We start from the raw sequence: 12,665 nt of genomic DNA on the forward strand, positions 1-12,665 counted from the left end.
GGGCGGGATCGATCTTGGAACTCTTGCCGCAGCGTCAGGTCGCTTCGCCTTGATTCCGCAGGCCTGGGGCTGCATGTCGGGGCTCGCCTTCAGGAGAGTCCCATGGACGACGATTTCCGGCGCGCGGCGCTGGACTATCACCGCTTTCCGCAACCCGGGAAGCTGAGCGTCGAGCCGACCAAGCGCATGGCCACCGCCCGCGACCTTTCGCTGGCCTATTCCCCCGGCGTGGCGGCGGCCTGCGAGGCCATCGTCGAGGATCCGGAAGCCGCGCGCGACCTGACCGGGCGCGGCAATCTGGTGGCGGTGATCACCAACGGCACCGCCGTGCTGGGCCTGGGCGCCATCGGGCCGCTGGCGGGCAAGCCGGTGATGGATGGCAAGGCCGCCCTGTTCAAGAAATTCGCCGGCATCGACGTCTTCGACATCGAGGTCGATGAACGCGACCCCGCCAGGTTCATCGAGATCGTGGCGGCCCTGGAGCCGACCTTCGGCGGGATCAATCTCGAGGACATCAAGGCGCCGGAATGTTTCGAGATCGAGCGGGCCCTGCGCGCGCGCATGAAGATCCCGGTGTTCCACGACGACCAGCACGGCACCGCCATCGTCTGCGCCGCCGCCGTGCGCAACGCCCTGGTGCTGCAGGGCAAGAACCTCAAGGACGTCAAGCTGGTGACCTCGGGCGCCGGCGCTGCGGCCATGGCCTGCGTGGACCTGCTGGTCTCCATGGGCCTGCCGGTCGAGAACGTGACCCTGACCGACATCAAGGGCGTGGTCTATGCCGGCCGCGATCCGGACATGGCCGAGAACATGGCCCGCTATGCGCGGCCCACCGACGCCCGGACCCTGCCGGACGTGCTGCCCGGCGCGGACATCTTCCTGGGGCTTTCGGCGCCCCGGGTGTTCAAGCCGGAATGGCTGCCCTTGCTCGGCGAGAAGCCGCTGATCCTGGCCATGGCCAACCCGGAGCCGGAGATCCTGCCCGAACTGGTCGCCCGCGATCGGCCGGACGCCATCATGGCCACGGGGCGCAGCGACTATCCGAACCAGGTCAACAACGTCCTGTGCTTTCCCTTCATCTTTCGCGGCGCGCTCGACGTGGGCGCCAGCGAGATCAATGAGGCGATGAAGGTCGCCGCCGTCGAGGCCATAGCCGAACTGGCCCGGGCCGAGACCAGCGAGGAAGTCGCCCGCGCCTATGGCGGGGCCGCGCCGTCCTTCGGGGCCGGATACATCATCCCGGCGCCCTTCGACCCCCGGCTGATCCTGACGGTGGCCCCGGCCGTGGCCAAGGCGGCGATGGACTCTGGCGTCGCGCGCCGGCCGATCACCGACTTCGACGCCTATCTCCGCCAGCTGGAACGCTTCGTCTATCGCTCCGGCCAGCTGATGCGGCCTGTGTTCGAGCGGGCCCGCAAGGCTCCGGCCCGCGTCGCCTATGCCGAAGGCGAGGACGATCGGGTGCTGCGCGCCGTCCAGACCGTGGTCGATGAGGGCCTGGCCCAGCCGGTGCTGGTCGGCCGCCGTGACGTGATCGCCCGCAAGGTGGCCGAGATCGGCCTGCGCCTGGATCTGGGCGGGGCGGTCGAGGTGTTCGATCCCACCACCGACGAGGCCGCCGCCGTCCTGACCGACCGCTATCGCGCCCTGGTTGGCCGCCGCGGCGTCTCGCCCCAGGCCGCCGCCCTGCGCTTCCGCACCCGCCCGACCGTGGCCGCCGCCATGCTGCTGGAGGCCGGCAAGGTCGACGCGGCCCTGGTTGGCGGCGGCGGCGACTGGTGGAAGCACATGAGCTACGCCCTGCCGATCGTGCCTCGCCGGGCGGACGCCGAGCGGGTCTATGCGATGTCGGCCCTGATCCTGCCCAGGGGCGCCCTGTTCTTCGGCGACACCCACGTCAATGTCGACCCGACCGCCGAGCAGGTGGCCGAGATGGCCGGCCTGGCCGCCGAGGAGGTCCGCCACTTCGGGGTGACGCCCAGGATCGCGCTCCTGTCGCACTCCAATTTCGGGGCCAGCAATTCGCCGACCGCGCGGAAGATGCGCGATGCCCTGGCCCTGATCCGCGCCCGCCATCCGGAGCTGGAAGTCGACGGCGAGATGCACGGGGACGCGGCGCTCAGCCAGGCCTTGCGCGACCGCCTGGTCCCGGACGGCCAGCTGAAGGGCTCGGCCAATCTGCTGCTGATGCCCAACCTCGACGCCGCCAATATCAGCCTGACCCTGCTGGCGGCGGCGACCGAGGGGCTGCTGGTCGGTCCGATCCTGCTGGGCCTGTCCAAGCCCCTGCACGTGCTGACCCCGGCCGCCACGGCGCGCGGGATCGTCAACCTGACCGCTGTGGCGGTGGCCCAGGTCGCGGCCGACTAAAGCCCTTCCCGGTCCGGTCGCGTCACCGGACCGGAAGGAGCCCCGGCGGGGCCCGCGCCTATTCGCGGGTGTAGCCGTCGGGGATGACCGGGTTCGGTCCGGCCTTTCCCCAGAGCAGAATCTCATTGCCCCAGGGGTCGCGGAAGGCGTGGTTGAAGCCGTTGAACTCCTTCCAATAGTGATTGCGCCACAGGATCTCGGCGCCCAGGCGCTCGGCGGTCGACAGAATGCGTTCCGGCGTGTCGTCATCGCTGACCAGCACCCAGATGCGCGGCTTGCGACCCTCGGCGCTCATGGCGCGCGGTGCGACGCCCTCGGGTTCGGGATGGGGGCGGGCGTTGGCCGCCTTGAAGATCCCCATGTGCAGATTGCCGATCTGGCTGTCCGACCCGTCGGAATCGCGGAATTGGCCGCCCGGGACCATGCGGTGATAGTCGCCCAGCGGGCGCGGATCGTCCTCCCAACCGAACACCTCGGCGTAGAAGCGTCCGGCGGCGGCCGGGTCGTCGGCGCCAAGGTCGAAGAAGATCAGGGTGTTGGGATAGGCCAAGGGGCGCCTCTCGGAGGATCTGCGGAAAAGCCCGACGCTAGCCGCGCCCGGGACCGGCTTCTTGTCGTCGCGCGCCCGAGGCCTTGACCCAGCGCGCACGAGGTCAAGTTCTGGGCGATCTTCTGAAATTTTACAGAACATGTGCAATTGCGCTGGGCAGGCTGGCCATCTGGGCCAGGCTGCCCTGGCGTCGGTGGCGCGGGACTCACTGGTCGCTTCTGACATTTCAGCCTAGATGAATGCAGAAGATCGGCTGCGGGGAACGGCCGGCGAGTCACGGAGCGCCAAGAGTGTCACGGGATCTGGAGAAGAAGACGGTCGATCGGTCCCGGGAAGGCGGCCCGGATGAGCGGCTGTTGGCCGGGCTCGACGAATGGTCGCCCGAACTCCAGAAGGCCCGCGTCTACGAACAGATCCTGCTCGATATCGTGCTGGGCGAACTGGCGCCCGGCGCCCGCCTGGACGAACAGGCCCTGACCCGGCGCTATGAGAGCGGCCTGGCGGGGGTGCGCGACGCCCTGGGGCGCCTGGCGTTGGAGGGCATGGTGGTGCGCCGCTCGCGGGCCGGCACCACGGTCTCGGCCCTGGATCTCGTCGACCTGCGCGAAGGCTATGAAGCCCGCGCCCTGATCGAGCCGCACTGCGCGGCCATGGCCGCCACCAACGCCACCGAGGACGAGATCTCGCTGATCGCCGCGTCCTTCAATGGCGCTGAACAGGCCATGCGTGACGGCGACCGCCGCGCTCTGGTGGCCATGGACCAGCGCTTCCACGCCGCCATCGCCCGGGCCAGCCGCAACGCCGCCCTGGCCCGCATCCTGATCCCGCTGCAGCACAAGGCCGCCCGATTCTGGGTCTACGCCATGATCGCCACCAGCGAGGAGGAGCGTCAGGCCGACATCTGCCAGCACCGCGCCGTCGCTGGCCGCATCGCCGCCCGCGACCCCGAAGGCGCCCGCGAGGCCATGATGGTGGTGCTGGGCGCCATGCCCAAGACCGTCCGCCGGTCGCTCAGCGGTTGGGCCGAGGAACCACCGCCCAAAGCGCGTCTGGCCCAAGCCTGACACCCTGAGGTATAGGTGAGTGACGGCGATCTAGGCGCCGGGCGCATGATTCAGGGCGGCGGGCGCGCAACCCCGAATTTCTATCTGAAATTTTACGTGACATTTTGACGGCGCTCCACCCGCCGGAGAACCTGCTTTCCAGAGGCGTGCGGGCGCGGGGATAACCGCCCTCCGGCGGTGGGTCCGCGACCTCGAATGAGGACGATATGTCAAAACGACTTCTATTCGTCGCGAGCGTGTCCTTGTCCGCGCTGATCATGAGCGTGGGCCAGGCACAGGCTGCGGACACCGGCGTCGGCACTGTCGATGAGGTGGTGGTCACCGCCCGCGACAAGGCGGGGCTTCTGGAAAAGGCGCCGAACGACAGCGTGTTCGGCCTCGACAAGGCGCTGATCGAGACGCCGCGCTCGGCGAGCTTCGCCAGCGACCTGACCCTGCAGCGCTACGGCGTGCAGTCGATCGACGACCTGACGGCCATCTCGCCGGGCACCTACACCGCCAGCTTCTATGGCGTGCCCGGCGCGCTCAATATCCGCGGCACCCTGGCGGAGAACTATTTCCGCGGCTTCAAGCGCATTGAGAACCGGGGCACCTATTCGACCCCGATCGGCGACGCCGCCCAGATCGAGATCGTCCGTGGTCCGCCCACCCCCATCTATGGCTCGGGCAAGGTGGGCGGCATGCTCAACTTCACCCCCAAGACCGGGAAATCTGGCGACAGCTACATCACCGAGGTCGGCGGCGAGGTCGAGGCCACGGTCGGCTCCTATGACAAGAAGCAGTTCTCCGGCCAGATCGGCATCCCGCTGAAGCTGGGCCAGGTGGACGGCGGTCTGCACCTCTATGCGGAGGGTGAGGATTCCGGCAGCTACTACCGGGGCATCACGCCCAAGCGCCAGATCCTCGAACTCTCCACCGATTTCGACCTGAACGACGGCTGGACCACGGCGCTTGGCGCCATGTTCTACCATTCCGACGGCGACGTTCAGACGCCCGGCTGGAACCGCCTGACCCAGGACCTGATCAACACCCAGACCTATATCACCGGCCGCGACACCAGCCTGACCGACAGCGATGGCAATGGGAAGATCACCCCCAACGAGGTCGGCTTCTACCCCTATGGGACGGCGCTCTACATCCCCTATTACGGGTTCCCGAACTCCGACGCGCACCACACTCTGGACGTCGGCCTGGGCACGGCCAAGCTCGACCCGCGCACGGTCTATATCTCGGCGGCGGACTTCTCCCACACCTGGACCAAGACCGCCTATTGGGATGTCGCCAAGGCGTTCGACAACGGCTCGTCCCTCAAGCTGCAGCTGTTCTATGACAGCCTGGTCAACAAGCGCTTCGTCTCCTACGGCTATCCGGCCTGGTTCGACTCCAATGTCGGCGAGGCCCGGGTGACCTACAATTTCGACCTGAACTTCGCGGGTGACTTCGTGAAGTCCAAGTCCTTCGTCGGGGCTTCCTATCGCAAGTTCGAGGGTCGCCGCCGGGAGAGCTACAATTCCGGCCTGATCGCGCTGGACCGTCGCGACCTGTCCTATGGGGCGACGCCGACCGACATCATCGACGATCCCTTCTCGCCGGAGTCCTACGGGCTGCAGTGGGAGAACGACAACCGCAGCAAATGGGCCCAGGCCGGGATCTTCTTCACCTCGGACATCTATTTCGGCGAGCGGCTGAACCTGATGGTCGGCGGTCGCTATGACAATTACGACGTCAAGTCCCAGGACACCGGCTTCGTCTCCTTCCAACCCTCGGGCCTGCAGAAGGGCTCCAAGGGCAAGGGCACCTACACCGCCTCGCTCAGCTACAAGACCGACCTCGGCCTGATGCCCTACATCACCTATTCCCAGGCCTCGGCCCTGGAGATGAGCCAGGCCGGCGACATCGCCGCCTCGCTGGTGAACAATGGCTCGTGGCTGTCGGACTCCGACCTGGCCGAGGCGGGGGTGAAGTTCCAACTCCTGCAGGGCACCCTGGTCGGCTCCCTGGCCGGCTATCGCCAGAACCGCACCCAGCTGACCAGCGGACCGTCGCCCACCATCCAGGGCACCCGCGCCAAGGGGGTTGAACTCGAGGTCCGCTACCTGGCCTCCGAGCACTTGAGCTTCACCTTCGCCGGCGACATGCAGCACACGGAGATCAAGGGGCCGGACACCAGCTTCGCCTATATCCCCTATTATGTGACCGGGATCTCGCCGCAGAACGCCTTTGGCGGCACCTATGTGGTCTGGAATTTCAACAGCCTGCCGGGCCGGGGCGGCGACTATGCCTACACCCTGATCCCGCATGCGGTGGCCAGCCTCTACGGCACCTATACCTCCAGCGACTATAGCTGGGGCAAGGTGGGCGGCACCTTCGGCGCGACCAGCGTCACCAAGACCGCCCAGACCGTGCAGAACCCGATCACCTATCCGGAATACACGGTCGCCAGCCTGTCCCTGTTCTATGAGAAAGGCCCCTACGCGGCCACGCTCAACATCGATAACCTGTTCGACAAGCTGTATTTCACCCCCGCCGCCGACTCCTACGCGAACCTTGCCGCCCTGCCGGGCCATGGCCGCGAATGGCGGGTGACCGTGAAGCGTACGTTCTGATTATCGGCGAGACCGCCGGTCCCGGACCGGCGGTCTCGCTCCTCCGTGGAGGCTCTAGATGTCGAAGCTGGAATGGCGTCCCTGGCTGTTGCTCGGGGTGTTCAGCCTGTTGCTGTTCCTGATCACCGGAGCGACCTTCTCCTCGCTGGGGGTGGTGCTGCCGGCCATGGTCACCGACCAGAAGTGGAGCTGGGCCCAGGCTGGCCTGGGCTTCACCCTGCTGGGCGCCTGCTGCGGCGGCTCGGCCTGGTTTCCGCCGATGGTCATCCGCCGCTTCGGGGTCCGCGCGGCCCTGCTGCTCGGCACCGGGGTGATGGCGGCCGGCTTCCTCTGCCTCTATCTGACCCATTCGATCTGGCTCTACCTGTTGGGCACCGCCCTGTGCGGCGTGGCCTATCAGCTGATGGCCCTGATCCCCGGCACCCATGTGCTGGCGGCGGTGTTCAAGCGCCGGGCCATGGCCTTCGGCCTCTATTTCACCCTGGGCGGCCTGGGCGGCGTCGCCGGCCCCTGGATGGCGCTCGCCCTGATGGGCGCCGCCGGCGGCGGCTGGCGGCCCTTCTGGCTGTTCCAGATCGTCGCCGCCCTGGTGATCGGCGTGCTCTGCTCGCTGCTGATCCCCAGCCGCGAATGGCTCGCCGCCTCGTCCGTGCAGATCGACGCCGAGGTCAAGACCGAGGCCGAGACCGCCGCCCAGTCCAAGACCCCGGTCGCGGTCTATCGCACCACTCGCGACTGGACCCTGAAACAGGCCATGGGCACGGTGCAGTTCTACATCCTGGTCGCCGCCTATTTCGTCCATCTGCTCAGCGGGGTGACGGTCTCCAGCCTGTCGGTGGCGCATCTCACCCAAAAGGGCGTCGCGCCCGCGCTCGCCGCCGGCATGCTGAGCCTGGAGGGCCTGATGTCGACCTTTGGCCGGCTGGGCGGCGGGGCCATCGGCGACCGCTTTGATCCCAAGTGGCTGCTCGTGTTCGCCGTGGGCTCGCTGGGCATAGGCTCGGTGGCGCTCAGCATCGCCGACAACCTGCCGATGATGATCCTCTACGCCGCCGGCACCGGCATTGGCTTCGGCCTGACCGCGCTCGCCGTCACCGTCCTGCTGCTCAACTATTTCGGCCGCCAGAACAATCTGGAGATCTTCTCCACGGTCTGCCTGGTTGGCGCGCTCTCGGCGCTCGGCCCGCTGATCGGCGGGTCCCTGCGCGACCTGCTGGGCAGCTTCGCCCCGACCTTCCAGCTGTTCGGGCTGGTGGCCTCGGTGATCTTTGTCGCCGCCCTGTTCATGCGCCCGCCGTCCTTCGAGACCCAGCACCCGCCGACCATCCGGCGGCGCTCGGATCCGCTCGCCGCCACGCCCGTTCTCGTCAACGACCCAGCCTGAGGCCCCCCATGCTGCACCAGCCCATTCGCAAGAAGGATTTCGGGGTCTTCCTGCCGGTCGCCAACGGCGGCTGGATCATCTCCAAGACCTCTCCGCCGCTCAACGACCTCTGGGCCCAGAACCGCGCTGCAGCGGTGACCGCCGATGAGGTCGGCATGGATTTCGTGATGTCCATGGGCAAGTGGCGCGGCTTTGGCGGCGAGACCAACCACTGGGGATCGTCGCTGGAGTCGGTGACCATGATGGCGGCCATCGCCGAGGCCACCAAGAATGTCCGCATCTGGGCCACCGTCCACCCGCTGCTGCAGAACCCGGCGGTCACCGCCAAGATGATCTCGACCCTGGATCATATTTCCGGGGGCCGCGCGGGCCTGAACATCGTGGCCGGCGCCTATAAGGACGAGTTCAACCAGATGGGCGCCTGGGACGACACCATGACCCATGAGGACCGCTACATCCTCACCGAGGAATGGACCGGCCTGGTCAAGCGGCTGTGGGCCGAGGACAGCGTCACCCACGCCGGCAAGTATTTCCAGATGAACGACTGCCAGTCGAACCCCAAGCCGCTGTCGCGGCCGCGCCCGGAGCTGATCTGCGCCGGCCAGTCCGACCGTGGCCTGCAGTTCTCGGTGCGCGAGGCCGACGCCTGTTTCATCGGCGGCCGCACCCCCGAGGAGCGCCGCGACAACAGCCGCCGCGCCAAGCAGGTGGCCGACCAGCTGGGCAAGACCATCAAGACCTACGCCATGTGCACCATCGTCCACGGTGAGACCGAGGCGAAGGCCCAGGCCCGGGTCGCCCACTACAAGGACGGCGCTGACATGGGGGCCATTCTGGAGATGCTGAAGAACTGGGGCGTGCCCGCCGAACACCTCAGCAAGGCCGCCGAACAGCAGGGCGCCTTCATGACCCAGACCGCCATCGGCACGCCGGAGAGCTGCGGCCAGCAGGTCCACGAGTTCGTCGAGTTCGCGGAACTGGACGGGCTGATGCTGATCTTCCCTGACTATGTGGAGGGGCTGGAGATGTTCGGGGCCGAGATCCTGCCCGGCCTGCGCTCGGCCTTCGCATGAACGGCAAGGTGAGCGTGGCGGGCGCGGACGCCGATGGTCTGGCCGCCTGGATCGCCCCGGGCCGCACGGCCCTGCTGATCATCGACATGCAGGTCGACTTCGCGGCGCCGCAGGGCGTGCTGGGCGGCTATGGCGTCGACATGTCGGTGGTGGCTCCGGCCCTGGAACAGGCCAAGGTCCTGGCCGCCGCAGCGCGGGCCGCCGGGACGCCGGTGGTGTTCATCGGCCTGCAGACGGCGCCGGCGACCGACTCCCCCGCCTGGCGCGAGCGCATGCGCCGAAGGGGTGGCGACCCGGACAGCGACAGCGGCCTCTGCCGCATCGGCGAGGTCGGCGCCGATTTCTATGGCCCGACGCCGGAGGCCGGCGAACGGGTGATCGGCAAGGCCCGCTACAGCGGCTTCTACGGCACCGACCTCGACGCCAGGCTGAAGGCCATGGGCGTCGACACCCTGGTCGCCTGCGGCCTGACCACGGAATGCTGCGTGGACTCCACCGTCCGCGACGCCTTTCACCTGGACTACCACGTCTTCATTCCGACCGACGCCTGCGCGGCCTATGAGCAGGACATCCACGACGCGACCCTGAAGATCCTCGACCTCAACTGCGCGATCCTGACGTCCACGGACGATGTGGTCGCCGCCTGGACGGAGGCCGCGTGATGGCCGACGGATTTCCCTTCGCCGGGGCCGCCGCGCCCTACACGGTCACCGAGGCCGACCGCGCCGCCATCGCCGCGGCGATCAGCGAGACCGAGATCGTCGAGTTGGCCCTGACCCTGGGCAATATCCCCAGCCCCTGCGGCCACGAGAAGGCGGCCGGCGACTTCGTCCATGACTGGATGGCCAGGGAAGGCTTCTCGCCCCGCAAGGTCGGTGCGACGCCGGACCGCAACAACATCATCGGAACCTGGGGCGGCAAGGGTGACGGCAAGAACCTGCTGTTCACCGCCCACCTCGACACCGAGGCCCCGACCTGGAATCCCGACCTCGACGCCTTCAAGTATCGGCCCGAGACCCTGGACAATCCCGAGTGGGAAAAGTGCTGGCTCGAGGACGGCAAGCTCTACGGCTATCCGATCGCCAATGACCGCGGGCCGATGAGCTGCTTCCTGATCGCGGCCAAGGCCTTGAAGACGGCGGGCTATGACCTGTCGGGCAAGATGTACCTGACCGCCTGTCCCGGCGAGATCGGCCCCGAGCCGATCGAGGAGCATCGCGGCATCGCCTATATGGGGAAGGACATCGGCGCCCACTATCTGTTCCACCACGGCGGCGTCGCGCCCGACTACGCCATCGCCGCAGAGGGCTGCGACTTCGGCCTGACCTGGGTCGGCTGCGGCTATGCGGTGTTCCGCATCCGGCTGTGGGGCGAGGGGGTGTTCACCCCGCTGCTGACCCATCCGGAGAAGGCGGTCGACCATCCCAACCCGATCTATCGGCTGGGCAAGCTCACCGACTGCCTGCACGCCTGGAGCCGGGCGTTCGAGGCGGCCAGCGTCTATGAGAGCCCGGGCGGCATCGCCCTGCCGAAATCCCAGATCGCTTCGGTGCGCGGCGGCATCCCGTACGCCTTCGGGGCGGGGACCGAACTGGTCTCGCTCTATCTGGAAGTGGGGTTGAACCCGAAGCAGCGGGTCGCCGACCTGCAGCATTCCCTGGAGAAGGCGGTGCGCGCGGCGGGCCTGGGCGAGGTCGATATCGAGCCGGTGGTGGTGCGTCACGGCTTCGAGGCCGACGCCGCCGAGGTCAGCCCCCTGGTCGGGGCCGTCGACGTCGCCACCCAACTGGCGCTCGGCCATCCGGTGGAGCGGGCCGCGCCGGTCTATTCCAGCATGTGGCGCGACCACAACGTCTTCAATATGCAAAGGATTCCGGCGATCACCACCGGCTTCCGCCGCTGGCGTCCGACGCCCAAGGACCTGACCGATTCCGCCCTGGTCTATGCCCTGACGGCGCTGGCGGTCTGCGGCCGGGCGGAGAATGTCAGCGCGGTGGAGCATCGCGCCCCGGTCTATGGCGACAACCCGTTCGGGACCGATCAATGAGCTTCGAGCCGGTCCTGGTCGAAGATCGCGAGCCCGAGGTCATTGACCCTGCGGCTTGGCGGGCGGCCATGGGCGCCTTCGCCAGCGGCGTGGTGATCGTCTCGTCCCTCGACGGTGATCGCCCGGTCGGCACGACGGTCAGCGCCTTTTCCTCGGTCTCGCTGTCTCCGCCCCTGCTGCTGGTCTGCCTGGACCACAAGAGCCGCACCCGCGAGGCCATTCTCCAGACCGGCGCCTTCGGGATCAATGTCCTGTCGCAGGGCCAGTCCGGCCTGGCGAAGCTGTTCGCCGGCATGGCGGCGACAGACCGTTTCAACGATGTGGAGATCGCGCCTGGCCCCTTGGGCATGCCGCTGATTGGCGGGGCGCTGGCCCATATCGAATGCCGGCTGCACGCGGTCCACGCCGCCGGCGATCATGACATCCTGGTGGGCCGGGGACTTGAACTGGGGACCCGGCCAGGCCGGCCCCTGATCTACAGCCAGGGCCGTTTCCACGACGCGGCGGAATGAGGCGTACATGACCACCTATGAAGCCATCGACGTTCGGCCGGTGACCCGGCGCATCGGGGCCGAGATCCTGGGGATCGACCTGTCGCGGCCCTTGAGCAACCACCAGGCCGCCGAGCTGCGCGATGCGCTCGCCCATCACCAGGTGCTGTTCTTCCGCGATCAGAACCTGAGCCACGACGCCCACAAGGCCTTTGGCCGGCTGTTCGGCGAACTGGCCATCCATTCCGGCGTGCCGGGCCTGCCGGACCACCCGGAGATCGTGGCGATCCACGCCGACGAGACCTCCAAGTTCGTGGCCGGGGAGAGCTTCCACTCCGACCTGACCTGCGACGCCGAACCGCCGCTGGGCAGCATCCTCTACATGCCGATCGTGCCGGAGTCCGGCGGCGACACCGTGTTCGCCAGCATGGCCTGGGCCTATGAGACCCTGTCGGACAAGATGAAGGCCTATCTGGAGGGCATGACCGCCGTCCACGACGCCGACCACGTCTATCGCCCGCTGTTCCCGGACGTGGACAAGAAGTACCCCTGCTCGACCCACCCGATCGTGCGCACCCACCCGGTGACGGGGCGCAAGTCGATCTTCGTCAATCCGTCCTACACGACCAAGATCGTCGGGGTGGAGAAGGAGGAAAGCGATGCGATCCTCAATTATCTCTACCGCCACTGCATGAACCCGAACTTCCAGGTCCGTTTCCGCTGGCGGGCCAATTCGGTGGCCTTCTGGGACAATCGCGGCACCTGGCACCAGGCGATCTGGGACTATTTCCCCGACACCCGCTCAGGCTTCCGGGTGACGGTGGCGGGCGACAAGCCGTTCTGAGGTCGGGTCAGTCCTGAAAGGCGATCCCGGTCGACAGCGCCACATGGTCGCCGATCTCGGCGGTCAACTGGCCGATCTTGCGGGTCGCATAGTGGATGGCGTCGGCGCCCAGCAACAGGTGCAGGGGCGGTACCTCCATGGCGACCAGCTTCAGGATCGCCTGGGCGGCCTTGGCCGGATCGCCGGATTCCTGGCCCGCATATTCGCCGAGCAGGCGCGGGGCCTCGTGGGCGGTG

The 12,665-nt window shown here is 67.7% G+C and carries 10 protein-coding genes and 1 pseudogene; 9 read left to right on the top strand and 2 right to left on the bottom strand.

Going from position 1 to position 12,665, the window contains the following annotated elements; genetic code table 11:
- Positions 1–102: 102 nt before the first annotated feature.
- The gene (locus tag Q7P21_RS14645; RefSeq protein WP_304177652.1) at positions 103–2,370 is read left to right on the top strand and encodes an NADP-dependent malic enzyme; all 2,268 of its coding nucleotides are present in this window, start codon (positions 103–105) and stop codon (positions 2,368–2,370) included.
- A 58-nt stretch (positions 2,371–2,428) separates the two neighbouring features.
- On the opposite strand, the gene Q7P21_RS14650 is transcribed toward Q7P21_RS14645, so the two are convergent.
- Positions 2,429–2,920: a VOC family protein gene (locus tag Q7P21_RS14650; RefSeq protein WP_304177654.1), complete on the bottom strand. Its 492-nt coding sequence runs from the start codon at positions 2,918–2,920 to the stop codon at positions 2,429–2,431.
- Positions 2,921–3,222: 302 nt separating this feature from the next.
- Here Q7P21_RS14650 and Q7P21_RS14655 point away from each other — a divergent pair, with 302 nt between their 5' ends.
- The 8 genes from Q7P21_RS14655 to Q7P21_RS14690 all read left to right on the top strand — a co-directional run bounded on the left by Q7P21_RS14655 (position 3,223) and on the right by Q7P21_RS14690 (position 12,429).
- The gene (locus Q7P21_RS14655) at positions 3,223–3,984 is read left to right on the top strand and encodes a GntR family transcriptional regulator (protein WP_304165305.1); all 762 of its coding nucleotides are present in this window, start codon (positions 3,223–3,225) and stop codon (positions 3,982–3,984) included.
- A 206-nt stretch (positions 3,985–4,190) separates the two neighbouring features.
- Positions 4,191–6,590 carry a TonB-dependent siderophore receptor gene (locus Q7P21_RS14660; RefSeq protein WP_304165255.1) on the top strand — a complete coding sequence of 800 codons (2,400 nt, stop codon included), beginning with the start codon at positions 4,191–4,193 and terminating at the stop codon, positions 6,588–6,590.
- A 58-nt stretch (positions 6,591–6,648) separates the two neighbouring features.
- Positions 6,649–7,974 carry a CynX/NimT family MFS transporter gene (locus Q7P21_RS14665; RefSeq protein WP_304165252.1) on the top strand — a complete coding sequence of 442 codons (1,326 nt, stop codon included), beginning with the start codon at positions 6,649–6,651 and terminating at the stop codon, positions 7,972–7,974.
- Between the two features lie 8 nt (positions 7,975–7,982).
- Positions 7,983–9,047, top strand: a complete 1,065-nt coding sequence (locus Q7P21_RS14670; protein WP_304165249.1) for an LLM class flavin-dependent oxidoreductase — start codon at positions 7,983–7,985, stop codon at positions 9,045–9,047.
- Positions 9,044–9,709 carry a cysteine hydrolase family protein gene (locus Q7P21_RS14675; protein WP_304165247.1) on the top strand — a complete coding sequence of 222 codons (666 nt, stop codon included), beginning with the start codon at positions 9,044–9,046 and terminating at the stop codon, positions 9,707–9,709. The genes Q7P21_RS14670 and Q7P21_RS14675 overlap by 4 nt, the downstream gene beginning before the upstream one ends.
- Positions 9,709–11,094, top strand: a complete 1,386-nt coding sequence (locus Q7P21_RS14680; protein WP_304165244.1) for a peptidase M20 — start codon at positions 9,709–9,711, stop codon at positions 11,092–11,094. The genes Q7P21_RS14675 and Q7P21_RS14680 overlap by 1 nt, the downstream gene beginning before the upstream one ends.
- Complete coding sequence (locus Q7P21_RS14685) at positions 11,091–11,606, top strand: flavin reductase family protein (RefSeq protein ID WP_304165241.1); 516 nt, start codon at positions 11,091–11,093, stop codon at positions 11,604–11,606. The genes Q7P21_RS14680 and Q7P21_RS14685 overlap by 4 nt, the downstream gene beginning before the upstream one ends.
- A gap of 7 nt (positions 11,607–11,613) precedes the next feature.
- Positions 11,614–12,429 carry a TauD/TfdA family dioxygenase gene (locus Q7P21_RS14690; RefSeq protein ID WP_304177656.1) on the top strand — a complete coding sequence of 272 codons (816 nt, stop codon included), beginning with the start codon at positions 11,614–11,616 and terminating at the stop codon, positions 12,427–12,429.
- Positions 12,430–12,436: 7 nt separating this feature from the next.
- Here Q7P21_RS14690 and Q7P21_RS14695 read toward each other — a convergent pair.
- Positions 12,437–12,665, bottom strand: a pseudogene (locus Q7P21_RS14695) (short-chain dehydrogenase/reductase); the annotation flags it as partial.

The sequence above is a fragment of the Phenylobacterium aquaticum genome, from assembly GCF_947378715.1.
GTDB lineage: Bacteria > Pseudomonadota > Alphaproteobacteria > Caulobacterales > Caulobacteraceae > Phenylobacterium > Phenylobacterium aquaticum_A.

Excerpts from the sequence above, each read along its gene's own strand:
- Q7P21_RS14665 (WP_304165252.1), top strand. The coding sequence starts at position 6,649 with ATGTCGAAGCTGGAATGGCGTCCCTGGCTGTTGCTCGGGGTGTTCAGC.
- Q7P21_RS14675 (WP_304165247.1), top strand. The coding sequence starts at position 9,044 with ATGAACGGCAAGGTGAGCGTGGCGGGCGCGGACGCCGATGGTCTGGCC.
- Q7P21_RS14645 (WP_304177652.1), top strand. The coding sequence starts at position 103 with ATGGACGACGATTTCCGGCGCGCGGCGCTGGACTATCACCGCTTTCCG.
- Q7P21_RS14690 (WP_304177656.1), top strand. The coding sequence starts at position 11,614 with ATGACCACCTATGAAGCCATCGACGTTCGGCCGGTGACCCGGCGCATC.
- Q7P21_RS14670 (WP_304165249.1), top strand. The coding sequence starts at position 7,983 with ATGCTGCACCAGCCCATTCGCAAGAAGGATTTCGGGGTCTTCCTGCCG.
- Q7P21_RS14685 (WP_304165241.1), top strand. The coding sequence starts at position 11,091 with ATGAGCTTCGAGCCGGTCCTGGTCGAAGATCGCGAGCCCGAGGTCATT.
- Q7P21_RS14680 (WP_304165244.1), top strand. The coding sequence starts at position 9,709 with ATGGCCGACGGATTTCCCTTCGCCGGGGCCGCCGCGCCCTACACGGTC.
- Q7P21_RS14660 (WP_304165255.1), top strand. The coding sequence starts at position 4,191 with ATGTCAAAACGACTTCTATTCGTCGCGAGCGTGTCCTTGTCCGCGCTG.